This is a genomic window from Mycolicibacterium novocastrense, assembly GCF_001499835.1.
Lineage (GTDB): Bacteria > Actinomycetota > Actinomycetes > Mycobacteriales > Mycobacteriaceae > Mycobacterium > Mycobacterium novocastrense.
Genome location: NZ_LQIH01000005.1, coordinates 149344 through 166693 on the forward strand (window position 1 = coordinate 149344; position 17350 = coordinate 166693).

The window sequence follows — 17350 nt, forward strand, 5'->3', positions numbered from 1 at the left end:
AAGGACGGGTTGATGAAGGCCATCGTGTGTCGTGGGTACGGCGAGCCCGAGGACCTTGTGCTCGATGAGCTACCCGATCTCACACCCGGGCCTGGTCAGATCGTCATCAGGGTGCGCGCGGCCGCGGTCAACTACCCCGACGTCCTGTTGATCGGCGGCAATTACCAGGTCAAAGTGCCGCCACCGTTCAGCCCGGGCAGCGAAATGGCCGGAGATGTCGTCGCGGTCGGCGACGGCGTGGACGTGCGCGTGGGCGCCCGGGTATGCGCGACCACCTTCGTCGGCGCCTTCGCCGAGCAGGCTGTGGTCGACGCCCGAACGCTGACACCGATTCCTGACGACATCGACTACGCCGAGGCCGCCGCCTTCGGCGTCACTTATCGAACCGCCTACTACACGTTGCGCACGATCGCGCCGGTGCAGCCGGGTGATTGGGTGGTCGTGCTCGGGGCCGCGGGCGGTGTCGGGCTCGCCGCGGTGGACATCGCCAAGCTCATGGGGGGAAGGGTTCTGGCCGCGGCGTCCGGCGAAGAGAAGCTCGATCTCTGTCGCCTGCGCGGCGCCGAGGCATGCGTGGACTACGACCGCGAAGATCTGCGAGAGCGGATCAAGGAGATCACCGGCAAGGCGGGCGCCCAGATCGTCGTGGATCCCGTCGGCGGACCCTATTCGCTGCCCGCGCTTCGTGGCCTCGGACGTCACGGTGTCTTCGTCACGTTGGGCTACGCTGCCGGACCCATTCCCGCCATCCCCCTCAATTTGGTTCTACTCAAGGGGATTACGGTGCGCGGCATGGAGATTCGGACCTTTGCCTCCGACTATCCGAATGAGGTCGTCCGCGATGACGAGGAGCTACACCGACACTATGTCGCGGGCAGGCTTCGTCCCTACATCGGTGCGCGGTTCGCGCTGAGTGACGCGGCGCTCGCGTTGCGCTACGTGGCCGACCGCAAGGCGCTGGGCAAGGTCATCATCGATATGTGAACAAGCACGGGGTCACTGCCCGGGACCGTTGGGCCACTTGGTCATGCAGCCGGCGTCGATCGGGATGCTGGTCCCCGTCATGTGTTTGGAGGCGTCTGAAGCCAGGAACAGCACCAACTCGGCAACGTCTTCGGGTTCCAACCACGGTGTGGGAAGCGCGTGGTAGAACTCCGAGGCAGCCTGGAAATCGTCTTTGGTGACGGTGCCTTCGATGTCTGGACGAAAGACCTGGTAGATCCCATCGGCGTTCATCAGATGGGTGTTGCAGTTGGTCGGATGCACGATATTGACTCGAATTCCGTTCGGCGCCAGATGCAACGCCATCTGTTGGGTGTAGCCGACGAGCGCCTGCTTCGACCAGCTGTAGCCGGCTCCGCCGGGCCCCATGATGGTCCGGGGGTCCACGTTGGCCGTCATGGTGTTCGGGATCAGCGCAGCGGTGGAGCCGGTGATGACGATCGACGCACCGGTTCCGGCCGCGATCAGGTGTGGAACCGCGACCGCCACGGTGTTCATCACTCCGATGAGATCGACGTCGACGGCATCCTGGAAGTCCATCGGCTGCGGGTCGCCCATGGCCAGCGGCAGGATGCCGGCATTGGCCATCACCGTGGTGAGCCGGCCCAGCTGGGCCACACCCTGACCCAGTGCGTCAGCGAGCTGTTGACGGTGGCGAACGTCGGCCTTGGCCGTCACGCAGGTGCGGCCTTCCTTCTCGACAAGACGTCTGGTCTCTTCGAGGTCCTCCCAGCTAGCCATCGGATAGGGGTTCGACTCGATGTCTTCACAGATGTCGATCGCGATGATGTCGGCGCCATCGCGCGCCTGCAGCACGGCGTGTGCACGACCTTGCCCGCGGCCCGCGCCGGTGATGAACGAGACCTTTCCCGACATGCGTCCTGTCATGGTTCCTCCGTGGTGGTGTGAACGTTCAGAGCGTCCGGAAAAGGCCGCCGTCGACAAGCACCTGTGCGCCGTTGATGTAACCGGCGGCATCGCTGGCGAGAAAGACGCACAAACCTACGAGATCCTGTGGCACACCGATTCGCTTCATTGGGTTGATCGCTGCGGCAGCGGCCTGGCCCTCGGGGCCCCACGCCCTGGACATGTCGGTGTCGAAGGCACCGGGCATCACGAGGTTCGCCCGCACCTTCGGTGCCCAGGCTCCGGCCAGGGCGAGGGTGAGCGCATTCAACCCCGCCTTTGCCATGGCGTAGGGGAGGTCGGCGGTGTCGGGGCGCAGGGTTCCGGCCGATGTGACGTTGATGATGGAACCACCGTGGGTCTCGGCCATGCGGGCGCCGAAAAGCGCCGACAGGCGGAACGGACCACGGGCGTTGACGGCCTGAACTTTGTCGTACAGTTCTTGAGTCACCGTCGAGAGATTGTCATAAACCGGTGACATGCCAGCGTTGTTCACCAGCACGTCACAGCGGCCGAAGGCGTCGTAGACGGATTCGAAGAGGCTCTCGGCGTCGTCCCACCTACCGACATGGCAGGCGACGGGGAGTGCTCGTCGTCCCGTACTGGCTTCGATCTCCTTGGCGGCAAGCCGGCAGTTGTCGAGTTTGCGGCTGGCGATGACGACGTCGGCACCCGCGTTCGCGAAACCCTCGGCGACGGCTCGTCCGATGCCGGTGCTGCCGCCGGTGATCACCGCGACCTTGCCGGACATATCCAGCAACTCCGCTGTCGACTTCTCTGTCACAGGACTCCCGTGTGGCTCGCTCGGACATGAGGTTCTGCTGATGCCGCGTCGCGGCCTATCAGGCCCTGGAAGCGGTGCGGCGCCCAGAACAGCTAACCGAGTATATGCGACCGAGTCAACTATTTTGTGCGGCCTGTGTAGAGTGGCAGTGCGATTTGCGAACAGCCCTATCATTGGTTAGTCATATGTCTAATAGGGAGCATCGGCATGGTCGAGGATCCGGACTCGAGTGTTGACCTCAGATACCGGCTCGACGTCGCCGCTCGCACACCTGTGGACGCGGTTGAACGTGTCGGCGGTTGGCTGTTCGACCGGGCCAGGGCGGGCTGGGATGTCACCGTGTTCGTCGCCGAACCCGGCGACCCCCGGCCGCTGTGGATCCTCGGCGTCGAAATGGGTGATCTGGAAAAGGCGTTGGAGCTTCCGCATCGGTTGCCGGCGGCCCTCAGTGTTGCGGCCGAGTTGTACACGATCGACCCACGGTTGCGGGATGTCGTGCGTACCACCCTCAGCCGTCGCACGCCCGAGATCACGGTATGGGGAGGTTCTTCCCCGGAGCTGGGCCGGAAAACCGTCGCCGCGTGCCACGCTCTCGGCGCCGCTGCAAGAACGCACAAGGCCCACGCGTTAGCCGCCGCACACGTTCGAACCGCTGCGGTTGATTCCACCGAGATCCTCGGTTTGGTGAGACGCAACCCGAGAGTGGCCGAAGACCACCTCTGTGAACAATCGGCGAGCCGAGTCGTCGGTCCGGTCGCATGCGCTTTTCTGGCGGGTGGGGGAAGGGAGGGCGCCTAATCCAGAGCCGACAGCGCTGCGCGGGTATCGAGATCGACGAACGCCGCCGAATACCGTTGCGCCAGAGCCAGACAGATGTCCGCGCCCTGCCAGGCGTCACCCCCGGAGAGGGTGGCCATCCAGATGGCCAGCCCGTGCGCGACCGACGCACGGTAGCGCAGCCACACCTCCTCGGCCGACGGAAGTTCGTCGGCGGGCAGAGTAAGTGCGGCCCGGTACTCGGCGAGCAGATCCCGCTCGGCTTTTCTGCGATCCTCGATCGTCAACGCACCCTGCACGAAGTAGCCCAGATCCAGCGACCAGTTACCGCGTCGGGCCATCTGCCAGTCCAGGAACCCCACGTCGTCATCGGGCAGCACGTAGGTGTTGCCGATGTGCGGATCACCGTGCAGCAGGGTCTCGGGTGACTTCGAAGTTCCGGTGAGGGTGCCGATGTAACGGGCCCAGATGTCGACGAAAAGCTCTGTGCCGCTCATCTCGACGATCTCCGAAGAGACCGTCTTGCCCAGTCGCTCACGAGCGATGTCCAGCGGGGCGTGCTCGAGGCCTTCGAAAGCGACGAACGGCTCGAGCCAGTCGAGTGCCGGGTTCGCGGTCAGCCGCTCACCCCAGAACTGGCTGTGCATGCGCGCCAGCCCGCGCACTCCGTTGGCGACCTGCTCGACCGTCATCGGCCGGGTGGAGTCGCGCGGGTCGGCGCCGCGCGCGACCACATCCTCCATGATCATCACGAAGTTCGATCCGGGTTCGTCGATCAGCGCTGCGTAGACGCTCGGATGGTCCAGCGGCAGTGAGACCCCCGAACTGAACAGCCGCGGCTCGTGGAACAGGCCGCTGGTGAGTGCGACGAGTTCGGCGTGGTCGGGGTCGACTGCCTTGGCGAACACCGTCGCCGGACCCGACCCCGCCGAATACCTCAGTGCCAGCCGCGCCCGGCGGTTGGTGCCGTCGTCGCGCAGCGCGACGCTGACGGTGTCGACGGTGGCGCCCGGGAAGTGCTTCCCGAGCACCGCCGTCATCCACCCCGGCGTGATCTCCTCCCAACTGCGCGGAAGCGACAGCTCGGCGGCGGTCATCTGCCGGGCCCCGCTACTTGAGGCAGCTGCCGCCGTCGACCGGCAGCGTCACGCCGGTGATGTAGCGGCTCTCGTCGGAGGCCAGGAACAGCACCGCGTTGGCGATGTCCTCGGGCTCCACCCAGCCGATCGGCAGCGTGTGCATCATCTGCGCGACGACCTTCATGTCGTCGGGGCCCGGGTTCTCCAGGTCGGGACGGAACAGCTTCATCGTCCCCTCGTTCATGTACAGCGGCGTGTTGACGTTGGTCGGATGCACGGAGTTGACCCGGATGTTCTGTGCGCCGAGCTCGACCGCGAACGTCCGCATCAGGCCCACCACACCGTGTTTCGCCGCGACGTAATGGCCCGTGTGCGGGTAGGCCTTCAGGCCGCCGACCGAACTGGTGAGAATGATCGAACCGCCGCGGCCACCGGCCAGGATGTGCGGGACACCGGCCTTGACGCTCTTCCAGACGCCGCCGAGGTTGACGTCGATCATGTCGGTCCAGTCGCCTTCGCTGGTCTTGTCCAGCGTCGCGCCGCCGTTGCCGATGCCGGCGTTGGCGACGATGATGTCCAGCCGGCCGAGCTGTTCGACTCCGGTGTCGACCGCGGCCTTGAGCGCGTCGAAGTCGCGGACGTCGACCTCGGCGGTGTAGATGCGGCGGTTGAGGCCCTTCACCAGATCAGCGGTTTCCGCAAGGTCTTCGGGCGTCGACAGTGGAATCTGCACGCTGTCGATCTGCTTGCAGATGTCGACGGCGATGATGTCGGCGCCTTCCTGGGCCAGCCGTACGGCATGTGCGCGGCCCTGGCCGCGGGCGGCGCCGGTGATGAAAGCGACCTTGCCTTCAACGCGTCCGGTCATCGGTTACCTCAATTCGTTGTGGTTACAGGGGTCTCGGTGCTATTTCGAGTTCACGAAGGTGGGCATGGATTCCCAGCCGCGGACCGCGGTGGTCTGCGACGGGCGCGCGTTGGGCCAGTCGACCTCCCAGGTCGGGAATCTCTTGAGGATTTCCTCGAGCGCGATCCGGCCCTCCAGTCGGGCGAGCGCGTTGCCCATGCAGAAGTGGGTTCCGGCGCCGAAAGTCATGTGTGAGTGCAGCTCTCGGTGGATATCGAAGACGTCGCCGTCCGGCGGGAAGCGGCGATGGTCGCGGTTGGCCGCACCGACCAGCATCAGCATGGCCGATCCCTCGGGGACCGTCCGGCCGTAGTACTCCACATCACGGGTCACGTAACGGGCGATCTGCAGCGCGGGCGGTTCCCAGCGCAGGATCTCTTCGATCGCCTGCGGAATGAGGCTCGGGTCTGCGGCCAACTCGGCGCGCTGGTCGGGGTAATCGGCGAGTGTCTTTCCGGCCCAACCGATCAAGCGCGTCGTGGTCTCGCTGCCCGCCGTGGCGATGACCGTCAGGTACATCAACAGTTCTTCCCGGCGTAGTCGGCGACGGGTGCCGGTTTCGTCTTCGAACTCGGCGTTCAGCAGATCCGTCATGATGTCGTCGGAGGGATGTTCGGTGCGGTAGTCGATGAACTCGGCGAACACCTCACCGCTTGCCAGTAGATCGACCGAGTCGCTCTGCAACGTCGCTTCACCGTGTTCGGTGACGCGGCGCTGGTCGGCTTCGGGAATGCCCAACAGCATTCCAATGACCCGCATCGGCATCTGCGCGCCGAGATCGGTGACGAAGTCGAATTTGTCCGTGCCGGTCAACGGGTCCAGGCAACGGGCGGTGAACTCGCGGATCTGAGGCTCCAGCGCCTGCACTTTGCGCGGGGTGAACACCCGGGACAGCAGGTTGCGGTGGATGTTGTGGATCGGCGGGTCTTCGAAAATCAGTGTGCCCGGGGGGATTTCCATGCCCGACTTGATGATCTCGAGCAACGCACCGCGACCAGAGATGAAGGTCTGGTGGTCGATGACGGCCTTGTTGACGTCCTCGAAACGGCTCAACGCGTAGAAGTCGTGCTTGTCGTTGTAGTACAGCGGGGCCTCTTCACGCAGACGCGCGAAGACCGCATAGGGGTTCATGTTGAGGTCGACGCTGTACGGGTCGTAGTACAACTCGTCTTGCTTCGCTTCGTGCACGTCGGGATTTTCAGCGCTGATCGTCACCGGATCGCCTCTCGCCGGTCAGGTCGCATAAGACAGTGGGCTGGCATTTGTCTCACAACTCTGGCATTCGCTCCGGAGGAGTGTCAATACGGGATTCAAAACGGAATATTTAAGCTCTTCGCTGGGAAGAATCCGATTCTCCACAGAGCGTGTCGGGCGCCCGCGGGCAAAGCGCTGGGAGCCGAGAACGCGATTCTCGCGCCGGACGTGAGAACGAAGTTCTCCGCCTATTGGGCGGCAAAACCGTGCGAGACGAAGTCCCAGACCTCGTCGGCGGTGATCGGGTGCGTTGTGCCGTCCTCGGCACCGTTGGACTGGGCCACGAACATGACGGTCTGCATCGTCATGGCCGCCATCCGCTTCGGGTTGATGCCCTCCCGCAACTGGCCCGCCTCGCCGGCCTCTTCCATCAGTTCCGTCAGCAGTGCGAGCAGTGGTGCGTGCGCGACCTTGACCTCGGCGGGGTGCGAGAGCAGCAGCCGAGGCGCGAAGTCGGTGAACAGCGGGCGCTTGGCGGTCGGGTCCGGACGCGAGGATTCGAAGAGCAACTGCACGGCGACCTTGAGTCGCTCGATCGGCTCGTCCTCGGTGGTGGTGGCGGCGCGAATCTGGTCGGCCGACCGGCTCAGTGCATCCTCGAAAAGCGCCAGCAGCAGCTCATGCTTACCGTCGAACTGCAGGTAGAAGCTGCGTAGCGACTGCCGCGAGCGGTCGACGACCTCTTGGACGGTGAAGTCGGTGCTGCCTTTTTCGATGATGATCGCCTGAGCGGCGTCCAGGAAGCGCTGCACGCGTTGCGCGGCCCGGAGCTTCGCCGTTTTGATCGACCGTTCGACCGCACGCTGCTTCCAGGCGGGCTCTTCGCTGGGGCTTGTCACCGGTGGCTCAGACGCCGGCCGGGTGGGGAGAACATGAACTGACTGTACCGGAGAACGTCTCGCCATTGCGGTCCTCGACCCCCTCGCGGCCAACGTGTCAGAGATTGTAACTTTCTCACGATGAGAATAGTATTCTCATTTTGGAGATAACAATAGTTCTACCAAAGATTTGATCCGGCGGGAGTCCCGTGCAGCTCACCTTCGATGCTGATGTCGAGGCGTTCCGCGCCGAATTCAACGCCTTCCTCGACGAACATCTTCCCTCCGATGACGTGGCGCTCGAGCGCTCGCGCTCCAGCAGCGACGTGCCGGGCTGGGCTCGAGACTGGCAGCGGCTGATGTTCGACCACGGCTGGCTGCTGCCCGGCTATCCGCCGGAATTCGGCGGACGCAACGCGACGATCCTGCAGCAGTACGTCCATCAGCAGGAACTGGCACGTCGGCGCGTGTATTTGACCTACAACCCGCAGGGCGTGGGCATCATCTCCGCGTCGTTGATCTCGTTCGGGACGCCCGAACAACAGCGCCGTTGGGCGATCCCGATCCTGCGCGCCGAGATCACCGCGTCGCTCGGGATGAGCGAGCCGGGCGCCGGCTCGGATCTCGCGTCGCTGCGGACGGCCGCGGTGCAGGACGGGGACCACTTCGTCGTCAATGGGCAGAAGGTGTGGACCTCGGGGGCGCACGACGCCGACGTCCTGCTGACTTTCGTTCGTACCGATCCGAAGGCGCCCAAGCACAAGGGCATCAGCGTGCTGATGATCCCGACGGACCTGCCGGGCGTGGTGCGGCGCCCGTTCGCGTCGCTGTGTGACGCCGACGACCTCGATTTCAACGAGGTCTTCTTCAACGACGTGCGGGTGCCCGCGGAGAATTTGATCGGACCGCTGAACGAGGGTTGGCGGGTCGCCAACGGTTCGCTCGGGCATGAGCGAAACATGTTGTGGCTCAGCTATGCGGACCGCCTGCAGGAGCTGGTCGAGGATTTCCGTCCCACCTCTGCACTCGATCGCGACCGGTACGCCGGGCTGGTGATGGACAAGCAGGCGCTGCGCCTGCTCGGTTCGGTGGCACTCGCGCGTGCCGCCCGCGGCGATGAGGATGTGCCCGCTCTGTCGGTGCTCAAACTCCTCGGCTCGGAGGCGTCGCAGTCGGCGGCCGAGTACGCGGTGGGCGCGGCGGGGGTCGACGCGTTGGCCCATCCGACGTTCTCGGGGCCCTACAGCGCACAGCATCTCGAGCTGTACCGGTGCGGCTGGTTCGAGCGGTACGTTCGCACATTCGGCGGCACGATTGCCGGCGGCACCTCAGAGATCCAACGCAACATCATCGCCCAGCGACTGCTGGGACTGCCTCGAAACTAGAAGGACTGCACCATGTACATCGAATACGAGGTCGCCGACCGCATCGCGACCATCACGTTGAACCGGCCCGAGGCCGCCAACGCCCAGAACCCGGAACTGCTCGACGAACTCGACGGGGCGTGGACCCGCGCGGCAGAGGATCCCGAGGTGTCGGTGATCGTGTTGCGCGCCAACGGGAAGCACTTCTCGGCCGGGCACGACCTGCGCGGCGGGGGACCGGTACCGGACAAGATCACGCTGGAATTCATCATCCAGCATGAAGCGAAGCGCTATCTGGAGTACACGCTGCGCTGGCGCAATGTGCCCAAGCCCTCGATCGCCGCGGTGCAGGGGCGCTGCATCTCCGGTGGGCTGCTGTTGTGCTGGCCGTGCGATCTGATCATCGCGGCCGATGACGCCCAGTTCTCCGACCCCGTGGTGCTGATGGGCATCGGCGGCGTCGAATACCACGGCCACACATGGGAACTCGGGCCGCGCAAGGCCAAGGAGATTCTGTTCACCGGCCGCGCGATGACGGCCGAGGAGGTCGCTGCCACCGGAATGGTGAACAAAGTGGTGCCTCGCGATCAGCTCGACTCGGAAACCAGGGCGATGGCCGAACAGATCGCGAAGATGTCACCGTTTGCGCTGCGCCAGGCCAAACGTGCGGTGAACCAGACGCTCGACGTGCAGGGGTTTTACGCCGCCATCCAGTCGGTGTTCGACATCCACCAGACCGGCCACGGCAACGCGCTCAGCGTCAGCGGATGGCCGGTGCTAGTGAACCTCGACGAGATGAAGGCCAGCATCCAGTAATTCTTTGTTGGCGCGAGCGTGCGTGTCTGCGCGCGACACACCGCCAGATTTCGACACTTTGCGCGCGCTCACGCGGCGCGAGCGTGACGGAGCTGTCGGTCGATCCTGCCTACGAAGTCCGCCGCCCGGTGTCGCACGTCGTCTGAGACGATCGCGATGACGGTCCAGCCGACGTCCTGCAGGGCGAGTTGGCGTCGGCGGTCATTGCGCAGCACGTCGGGATCGGTGTGCCAATCGATGCCGTCGTACTCGACCGCGACATGAGAATCCGGCCATGCGAAGTCGAGACGTCGCAGCTGTCCGTGGCCGTCGACGACCTCGTACTGCAGTTCGGGCATCGGCAAGCCACCGTCGATCATTGCCAGCCGCGCTTCACTTTCCATCGGGGATTCGGCGCGTCCGTCGGCGAGAGGAAGTAGGTCGCGCACCGCGACAATGCCGCGCCGGCCGGCCTGTTGGATTGCCGCGCGCCACAACTCAGCCCGGGTGCATGTGCCGGAGCGGAGCGCGGCATCGAGCGTTGCGAGTGCGCGGGGCCGTCGCAAAGCGCGGGCCACTTCGATCGCGGTCCATGCCGGTGACGTCGCGATCCGGTCGGCGGTGTGGACCAGCGGTGCGCCTTTCCGGCGGTGCACGACAAGACCGTCGGCCGGGCGCAGCTGGTGACCGGGCGGATTGAGCACGTGAAGTGCGGAAGGCCCTTCGGTGTCAAAGCCGAACAGGGCCGCGGCGGTCGACAGGCACACCGGTACCGTCGTGCCGCACGACAGATCCAGTCCGCGCAGCCGTAGCTCGTCCGTTGGCTCTCCGAGACAGTAGATCCCGTGCCAGATTCGCTCGAGATACTTGGCTTTCAGCACTGATTCGAATGTGTATCTCGGAATGATCGCCAGGATCTGGGCGCTGGTCGCCACGCCACCTTGCTCGTCGAACAACTGCCTCAGGGCGGTATCCATGGCGGCAATCCTCGCGCCGACGCGTCAACAGCTCGGACGCGAAGAACACCGTCTGTGGATGAAACCGCCTTTGTGCACAGTCGGTGGCGCCGAACGCGCGCAAAGTGCTGAGATTCCGCGGCGTGTCGTGTGCAGACACGCACGCTCGCGGCAAAGGGGGAGCTCGCGGAAATGAACTAGAGGTGGGCGAGGCGGGGGACCGAGCCTCTTGCCCGCAGGCCGGCTCCGGCCCTCTTGGTGAGTTCGCGTGAGCTGCCGAGCAATCCGTCCAGCACCAGGGCCCGTTTGATGTGCCGGTGCAGATCATGTTCGGCGGTGAAGCCGATGCCGCCGAGCACCTGCTGGCAGTGCTTGGCCGCAGTCATCGCCGCCTTGCCCGCGGCCGCCTTGGCCAGCATCGCCGTGAGGTCCGCGCTTTCCGTACCGGGCAGACCCAGCGTCGCCTCGGCGCCTTCGATCGCTACGAGCGTCTCGGCCAACCGGTGCCGGATGGCCTGGAACGACGCGATCGGCTTACCGAACTGGACGCGGTCCAACGCGTGCTGACGGGCCAGTGCGAGCATTCCGCGTGCGGATCCGACCAGCCACCAGCCCACCGCGCGACGCGCCTCGCCCATTCGCATCAACTCGCCGTCGGGCACCCGGCGCAACGGCAGGTCACCCAGCGTCGGCTCGGTGTTGGCCGTGCGCTCCCAAACCACCCAGCTGCCGCCGGTGTAGGGCATCGGCGGTGTACCACCGGGCAGGCCGCCGATGGTCTCCAGCAGCACATCGTTGAGAACCGAAGCGTGCGAACCGGTTTCACCCAGCAGGCGGAACACCAGCGGAATCGCCTGGTCGGGCGCGTCCGCCAGCATCTCGGCCCAGCCCAGCTCCGCCAGCGCAGCGTCCAGCTCGGCTCCCGAGGCGGACAGCATCGTCTTGCGCAGGGTGTCTTCGAGCATCGCCAGTGATTCGGCGTCCAAACCGGATTCCACTCCTCACTCCTTACCGAGATCGAGCAGGCGACGGGCGATGATGTTGCGTTGCACCTCGGCGGTGCCGCCGTAGATGCTCGCGGCCCGCGAATACAGGTACTCGGTCCGCCATACGTTGTCTTCGAGTTCGATGCGCCCCGGCAACAGGTCGCGCACGGTGTCGTAGAGCCGCTGCTCGGCGCCCGCCAGCAACACCTTGTCGATCGAGGTGTCCGCACCCAGTTTCTGTCCCTCGCCCAGCCGGTGCTGGGTCGCGCGCGAACGGCAGCGCAACGTGTGCAGCGCCAGGTATACCTCGCCGAGATCCGAATCTGAGGCAGTGCCAAGTCCTTTGACTTCGTTGACGAGGTCGTCGAACCGCGAGTACAGGTAGGCGATGCGCTGCCAGAAGCACGTGGAACGCTCGTAGGGGAGCAGGTCCATCGCCAGTTTCCAACCGTCTCCGGGGTTGCCCAGCATGCGATCCGCGGGCACCACGACGTCGTCGAAGTACACCTCGCAGAACTCATCGACGTCATGCATGGTGCGCAGCGGCCGCACCGAGACACCCGGGGAGTCGAGGTCGACGAAGAATGCGGTGATTGCCTCGTGGTTGGGCGTATTCGCGTCACCGGTGCGGGTGAGCAGGATGCAGCGGGTGGCGTACTGGGCGAAGCTGGTCCACACCTTCTGGCCGTTGACCACCCAGTTGTCGCCCTGTGGCACAGCGCGGGTGGTCAACGACGCCAGGTCGCTGCCCGAACCGGGTTCGGAAAAACCCTGACACCACGACTCTTCACCCGAGAGCAGCCGCGGCACCATCTCCGCGGCCAGTTCCGGCCGGGCGTAGTCGATCATGGTCGGCGTGAGCACGTCGAGCATCGAATACGGGCCCGGGTGGTCGAGACCGCGTCCCACGACCTCCTCGCCGACGATGGCGCGCAGGATATCGGGTCCGCCGAGCCCGCCGGCCGACTCCGGCCAGCCGTAACGCATCCAGTCGGCGTCGTACAGCGCCTTGAGCACCCGCAGGTGCTGGGCTTGATGCGCGTCGAGGGAATGGTCATCGGTGAGCGGGGTCAGTTCACCGGAATCGAATCTGGCGTCCAGCCATTCCCGCAGCCTGGCGCGGAATGTGGCGGGCTCGAAGAGGTCGTCACTCATCCAGCTTCGGGCCTCCCGATCGCGTGTGGGCGGCCGGAGTCGTGGTCACCGCTGCGCCGAATGAACGTCATGGCACGGGTTTTCAGCCGCCAGCCGTCATCGGTGCGGACGTAGGTGTCGTTGTAGTAGCCGATGCGCATGTCGTGTTTGGAGTGCTCGATGAAGCACAGCGGCTGGGTCCCCGACGCCTTGTCGGGGTCGTCCGGATCCAGATGCACCAGTGACGTGCCGGTCATGAACAGACCCTTGGGCGCGGCTTCGACGAGTTCGGGGAAGCGGTTCAGCGTGTACGTGGAGCCGAACGCGCTGTACGTCCCGTCCGGGGTGAACACCGAAGTCAGCCCCTCGATGTCGCCCTGGGTGATGGTGACGGCGTACTTGGCCAGCAGCTGCTGGATCTCGACGAGGTCGTCAGTTCGAGTCATGTCGGAAGACCTTACCGCCCTTCATTACAAAACTGACATCGCGTGTAACACTGATATCGGCGAGGGGATCCCCGGGCACCGCGACGATGTCCGCGAGGTACCCCTCGGCGATGCGGCCCAGGTCGCTTCTGTCGATCAGATCCGCGGCGACGACGGTGGCCGCGCGCAGCACGGCCGCGGGTGGCATGCCCCAGTCCACCAACGTGACGAGCTCGTCGGCGTTCTTGCCGTGGGGGATCGCCGGGGCATCGGTGCCGACGGCGATCTTCACGCCTGCCTCATAAGCGGCCTTGATGGATGTGCGCGCCTTCGGAAACATCTCGGCGGCCTTGTCCTGCAGGGCTTTCGGAGCACGGGACACATCCATGGCCTCTGCGAGGCGCCGCGTGGTCACCAGCCACCGGTCGTTGTCGACGAGCATCTGGATAGCTTCGTCGTCCATCAGGAAGCCGTGCTCGATGCAGTCGATACCGCACGCGACGGCGTGCTTGACCGCCTCGGCTCCGTGGGTGTGCGCGGCCACCTTCAGGCCACGCCGGTGCGCCTCGTCGACGATGGCCCGCAGTTCCTCATCCGAATAGTGTTGCGCGCCAGCCTCTCCGGTCAACGACATCACACCGCCGGACACGCAGACCTTGATGAGCTGCGCGCCGTGCTTGATCTGGTAGCGCACCGCCTTGCGGATCTCGTCGACGCCGTTGGCGATGCCCTCCTCGATGGTCAGCTCCAGTGCGCCGGGCATGAATGCCGCGAACATCGTCGGGTCGAGGTGGCCGCCGGTCGGGGTGATCGCGTGACCGGCCGGGATCACCCGCGGACCGTCGATCCAGCCCGCGTCGATCGCCTTGCCCAACGCGACGTCGAGCAGGTACCCGCCGGTCTTGACGAACAACCCGAGGTTGCGAACCGTGGTGAAACCGGCCCGCAATGTGCGCCGGGCATTGCCGACGGCCCGCAGCACCCGCGTCGCGGGATCGTCTTGGACCTGGGATAGGCCGGGGTTCTCGCCCCGGCCACCCATCAGGAGGTTGACCTCCATGTCCATCAGGCCGGGCAGCAGGATGGCGTCACCGAGATCGATGACCTCACCCTCGCCGTCGGCCGCACCGCCGAGGCCGACGATGCGGTCGCCGTCGATCCGAACGATGCCCGGCCGGACGATCTGTCCGGCGTCGACGTCGAGCAGACCCGCCGCTTTGAGGGTCAGCACTCCTAAACCACCGGCTCCCTGATACAGGTGATGTAGGTTGCGCCGCTGTCGAGGACGCGCGGCTGCTTCCACACCTCGATCGGGAACGACACGTTGACCAGCGACTGCATCATGTGGATGAGAGCCTTTGCGTCCTCGGGCATCCCGTCCAGCGGGAAGCGGGCGTCGCAGTACTCCATGACAGCCTCGAGGCGTTCCATGCCGGCGTCGTAGAACTCCTGCATCTCTTCCATCGTCGAGGACAGTCGCTTCTGGTAGCGCTCTTCCTCGGTGGGCAGGCACCAGTCGGTGAACCGCTCCAGGTCGGCGAATTCTTCCGGCAACTTAGGCATTGATCGCGTCCTTCTCGCTCGCGCTGGTGGAGGTCTGGCCGTTGGTGAGGCCTTTCTCCTTCTTGTAGGCGTTCACGTGATCCCACGCAGTCTTGTGCAGGTGACGCAGCAGGACCTCCTGGTCGCACAACGGGAAATCCTTGACCACACGGGTGTTGATCATCGTCTGGGTGGCCTCGAGAGTGTTGGCGTCCTGGAACGCGTACTCCTTGAACGTCACGGCCGCGAGTTCGTGAGCAAGCCGCTCGCGGGTGTTGGTGGCGGGCACGAAGTACAGGGTGCACTCGAAGATGTGCTTGTCCACGTCGGTGGGCCAGTAGTGGTAGGTCAGGTACCAGCCCGGTGCCCACAGCAGCAGTGTGAAGTTCGGGAAGAACTCGAAGGAGTCCTGACCCCAGGCGTGGTGCCGCGACGGGTTGACCGCCGGCGGCAGTTCGTCGGGCAGGATGCCCTTGATCTTGGGTCGGTCCCACGGTCCGAACAGCCCGCTGTGCAGGATGCGCTCGATGGGCTTGACCATGTTGATGTCCTTCGGCGGGCTCATGCCGCCCCACGAGGACACCATGGAATGCCTGCCCTTGATGTCGTAGGCCAGCGCCTCGAAGCCGTAGCTCGCCAGCTTCTCGGCCTCCTCCTTGACCGCCTGCTTCATGTGCAGGATCGGCGCATGGTAGAACTCGACGAACGCGTCGATGAACAGCTTCCAGTTCGAGTTCACCTCGGCGCGATACGAATAAGTCTCGGTCATCTCGTGGAACGGATAACCCTCCAGGCCCTTCGCGAAGTCGCCGAGGTAGTCGATCAGCGGCTCGGCGTCGTTGTCGAAGTTGATGAAGATGAAGCCTTCCCACACCTCGCACCGCACCGGCACCAGGCCGTAGTCGGCCTTGTCGACGTCGAAGAACTCGCCCTCCTGCTGGATGAAGGTCAGATCACCCTTGAGGTTGTAGCGCCAGGCGTGGTACTTGCAGGTGAACTGGCGGCACGTGCCCGAGACCTCTTCGCCGGGATAGTCGTTCCACACCAGCTTGTTTCCACGATGGCGGCACATGTTGTGAAACGCGCGCACCTCGTTGTCGCCGTCCTTGACGATGATCACCGACGTGCCCGCACCGGCCGAGGGCATCTCGCGCGTGAAGTAGCTGCCCTTCTTGGGAAGGCGCTCCACACGTCCGACGTTGAGCCAGCACTTGCGGAAGATGGCCTGCTGCTCGAGCTTCCACTGCTCCGGGTCGATCGAATCGGTGTAATCGACCGGTGCGGTGCCGAGTTCGGGCCAGTGCTCGGTCCAGCTACCCTCTTCTGGTTTCGGGAAAAATGCCACGGTGACTTACCTCTCTGCGAGATTTTCGGAGTCTGGTTCCACGCCGAAAGTGTTGATGGCCATGGCGAGTGCGCCATAGCAGCCGATGGTGAAGACGAGGTCCATCAGCTGACGTTCCTCGAGGTGTTCGGACAATGCGGCCCACGTCGCGTCGGAGATGGTGGCGTGGGCTTGTAGTTCGTCGACCGCATGCAGTACGGCCCGGTCGAGTTCATCTGATGCCTCGCCGCGCTGGAGGGCGTCGATGACCTCATCCGTCAGGCCTTCGTCGCGGCCCATCTCGACGTGGTGCCGCCACTCGTATTCGCAATTGGTCAGATGCGCGACGCGCAGCACCGCCAACTCCCGCAACCGCGGCGGCAGCGTCGACCCGTAGAGCAGATGGAAGTTGAACCGCAGGAAGGCGCGGGTCAGTTTCGGATGGCGGACCATCGTGGCCAGCAGGTTGCCCGCCAACTCGGGATTCCGCCGTTCGGGCGCCATGCTCGACAGGGCCTTGTCGACGGCTTCGTCCCACTCCTCTGCGGGTAGCGGTGGCACGCGCAAGGCGCCTCCTTCCTGTGTGCTCTCGACTATGAGAATCAGGTTCTCATATTTCGCCAATAGATTTCCACCTTTCGCGCCGATGGTCAATGCGGGACGTCATCGACGGTGGTCACGGGGGTGTCTCGCGGAGGCCAACTGCCCTGACAGGAGGGCATAGGGTGGCTTTCGGACATTGATTCTCGTAGGGTGAGAAGATAGTTTCCTCACATTGAGCAAGGTCCTGATAGCTAGCCTCGGAGGACGCGACGAAAGGAACGGGCATGAACAAGGACGAGATGATCTTGATCAGCGTTGATGATCACATCGTCGAACCGCCCGATATGTTCAAGAATCATCTGCCCAAGAAGTACATCGATGAGGCGCCGCGGTTGGTGCACAACCCGGACGGGTCAGACACCTGGCAGTTCCGCGACACGGTGATCCCGAACGTGGCGCTCAACGCGGTGGCGGGGCGGCCGAAGGAGGAGTACGGCCTGGAGCCGCAGGGTCTGGACGAGATCCGCCCGGGCTGTTGGCAGGTTGATGAGCGGGTCAAGGACATGAACGCCGGCGGCATCCTGGGTTCGATGTGCTTTCCGTCCTTCCCCGGTTTTGCGGGTCGGTTGTTTGCCACCGAGGATCAGGAGTTCTCGCTGGCATTGGTGAAGGCCTATAACGACTGGCACGTCGAGGAGTGGTGTGGGGCCTATCCGGCGCGGTTCATCCCGATGACGCTGCCGGTGATCTGGGA

At 64.7% G+C, this 17350-nt stretch carries 18 protein-coding genes and 1 pseudogene; 5 read left to right on the forward strand and 14 right to left on the reverse strand.

Annotation, left to right across the window (positions count from 1 at the left end):
- Positions 1-12 precede the first annotated feature (12 nt).
- Entirely contained in the window at positions 13-984 is a 972-nt protein-coding gene (locus AU072_RS06175) for an NADPH:quinone oxidoreductase family protein (RefSeq protein ID WP_064412948.1), read from the forward strand.
- Between the two features lie 12 nt (positions 985-996).
- Here the strand turns inward: AU072_RS06175 and AU072_RS06180 are convergent, their stop codons facing one another.
- Both AU072_RS06180 and AU072_RS06185 read right to left on the reverse strand, forming a co-directional pair.
- Complete coding sequence (locus AU072_RS06180; RefSeq protein ID WP_064412949.1) at positions 997-1890, reverse strand: mycofactocin-coupled SDR family oxidoreductase; 894 nt, start codon at positions 1888-1890, stop codon at positions 997-999.
- Between the two features lie 25 nt (positions 1891-1915).
- Positions 1916-2659, reverse strand: a complete 744-nt coding sequence (locus AU072_RS06185; RefSeq protein ID WP_064412950.1) for an SDR family NAD(P)-dependent oxidoreductase — start codon at positions 2657-2659, stop codon at positions 1916-1918.
- A 240-nt stretch (positions 2660-2899) separates the two neighbouring features.
- Between AU072_RS06185 and AU072_RS06190 the strand changes: the two genes are divergently transcribed.
- Positions 2900-3490: a hypothetical protein gene (locus AU072_RS06190; protein ID WP_174523794.1), complete on the forward strand. Its 591-nt coding sequence runs from the start codon at positions 2900-2902 to the stop codon at positions 3488-3490.
- Here the strand turns inward: AU072_RS06190 and AU072_RS06195 are convergent.
- From AU072_RS06195 to AU072_RS06210, 4 genes are all read right to left on the reverse strand, one after another.
- A complete protein-coding gene (locus AU072_RS06195) occupies positions 3487-4566 on the reverse strand; it encodes a phosphotransferase (protein ID WP_064412951.1) in 1080 nt (359 codons plus the stop codon). The two genes, AU072_RS06190 and AU072_RS06195, sit on opposite strands and share 4 nt — an antisense overlap.
- A gap of 13 nt (positions 4567-4579) precedes the next feature.
- Entirely contained in the window at positions 4580-5416 is an 837-nt protein-coding gene (locus tag AU072_RS06200; RefSeq protein WP_064346531.1) for a mycofactocin-coupled SDR family oxidoreductase, read from the reverse strand.
- 39 nt (positions 5417-5455) lie between these two features.
- Positions 5456-6586, reverse strand: a complete 1131-nt coding sequence (locus AU072_RS06205) for a cytochrome P450 (RefSeq protein WP_235629938.1) — start codon at positions 6584-6586, stop codon at positions 5456-5458.
- A gap of 311 nt (positions 6587-6897) precedes the next feature.
- Positions 6898-7614, reverse strand: a complete 717-nt coding sequence (locus AU072_RS06210) for a TetR/AcrR family transcriptional regulator (protein ID WP_082680964.1) — start codon at positions 7612-7614, stop codon at positions 6898-6900.
- Between the two features lie 122 nt (positions 7615-7736).
- On the opposite strand from AU072_RS06210, the gene AU072_RS06215 reads away from it, so the two are divergent.
- The gene (locus AU072_RS06215) at positions 7737-8912 is read left to right on the forward strand and encodes an acyl-CoA dehydrogenase family protein (RefSeq protein ID WP_064412953.1); all 1176 of its coding nucleotides are present in this window, start codon (positions 7737-7739) and stop codon (positions 8910-8912) included.
- Positions 8913-8924: 12 nt separating this feature from the next.
- Positions 8925-9707: an enoyl-CoA hydratase gene (locus tag AU072_RS06220; protein WP_064412954.1), complete on the forward strand. Its 783-nt coding sequence runs from the start codon at positions 8925-8927 to the stop codon at positions 9705-9707.
- Positions 9708-9775: 68 nt separating this feature from the next.
- Here the strand turns inward: AU072_RS06220 and AU072_RS06225 are convergent, their stop codons facing one another.
- The 8 genes from AU072_RS06225 to AU072_RS06260 form a co-directional block, all read right to left on the reverse strand.
- Positions 9776-10663, reverse strand: a complete 888-nt coding sequence (locus AU072_RS06225; RefSeq protein WP_064412955.1) for a type IV toxin-antitoxin system AbiEi family antitoxin — start codon at positions 10661-10663, stop codon at positions 9776-9778.
- Positions 10664-10839: 176 nt separating this feature from the next.
- The gene (locus AU072_RS06230) at positions 10840-11607 is read right to left on the reverse strand and encodes an acyl-CoA dehydrogenase family protein (RefSeq protein WP_064346555.1); all 768 of its coding nucleotides are present in this window, start codon (positions 11605-11607) and stop codon (positions 10840-10842) included.
- A gap of 36 nt (positions 11608-11643) precedes the next feature.
- On the reverse strand, positions 11644-12783 hold the full coding sequence (locus tag AU072_RS06235; RefSeq protein WP_064412956.1) for an acyl-CoA dehydrogenase family protein: 1140 nt from the start codon (positions 12781-12783) through the stop codon (positions 11644-11646).
- On the reverse strand, positions 12780-13208 hold the full coding sequence (locus tag AU072_RS06240) for a nuclear transport factor 2 family protein (RefSeq protein WP_064346538.1): 429 nt from the start codon (positions 13206-13208) through the stop codon (positions 12780-12782). The genes AU072_RS06235 and AU072_RS06240 overlap by 4 nt, the downstream gene beginning before the upstream one ends.
- A complete protein-coding gene (locus AU072_RS06245; RefSeq protein WP_064412957.1) occupies positions 13195-14418 on the reverse strand; it encodes a metal-dependent hydrolase family protein in 1224 nt (407 codons plus the stop codon). The genes AU072_RS06240 and AU072_RS06245 overlap by 14 nt, the downstream gene beginning before the upstream one ends.
- A 2-nt stretch (positions 14419-14420) precedes the next feature.
- Positions 14421-14750 carry a hypothetical protein gene (locus AU072_RS06250; protein WP_064412958.1) on the reverse strand — a complete coding sequence of 110 codons (330 nt, stop codon included), beginning with the start codon at positions 14748-14750 and terminating at the stop codon, positions 14421-14423.
- Positions 14743-16074, reverse strand: a complete 1332-nt coding sequence (locus AU072_RS06255; protein WP_064346541.1) for an aromatic ring-hydroxylating oxygenase subunit alpha — start codon at positions 16072-16074, stop codon at positions 14743-14745. Before AU072_RS06255 ends, AU072_RS06250 begins: the two co-directional genes overlap by 8 nt.
- A gap of 6 nt (positions 16075-16080) precedes the next feature.
- On the reverse strand, positions 16081-16620 hold the full coding sequence (locus AU072_RS06260) for a carboxymuconolactone decarboxylase family protein (protein WP_064412975.1): 540 nt from the start codon (positions 16618-16620) through the stop codon (positions 16081-16083).
- Positions 16621-16880: 260 nt separating this feature from the next.
- Between AU072_RS06260 and AU072_RS06265 the strand changes: the two are divergent.
- Positions 16881-17350, forward strand: a pseudogene (locus AU072_RS06265) (amidohydrolase family protein); the annotation flags it as partial.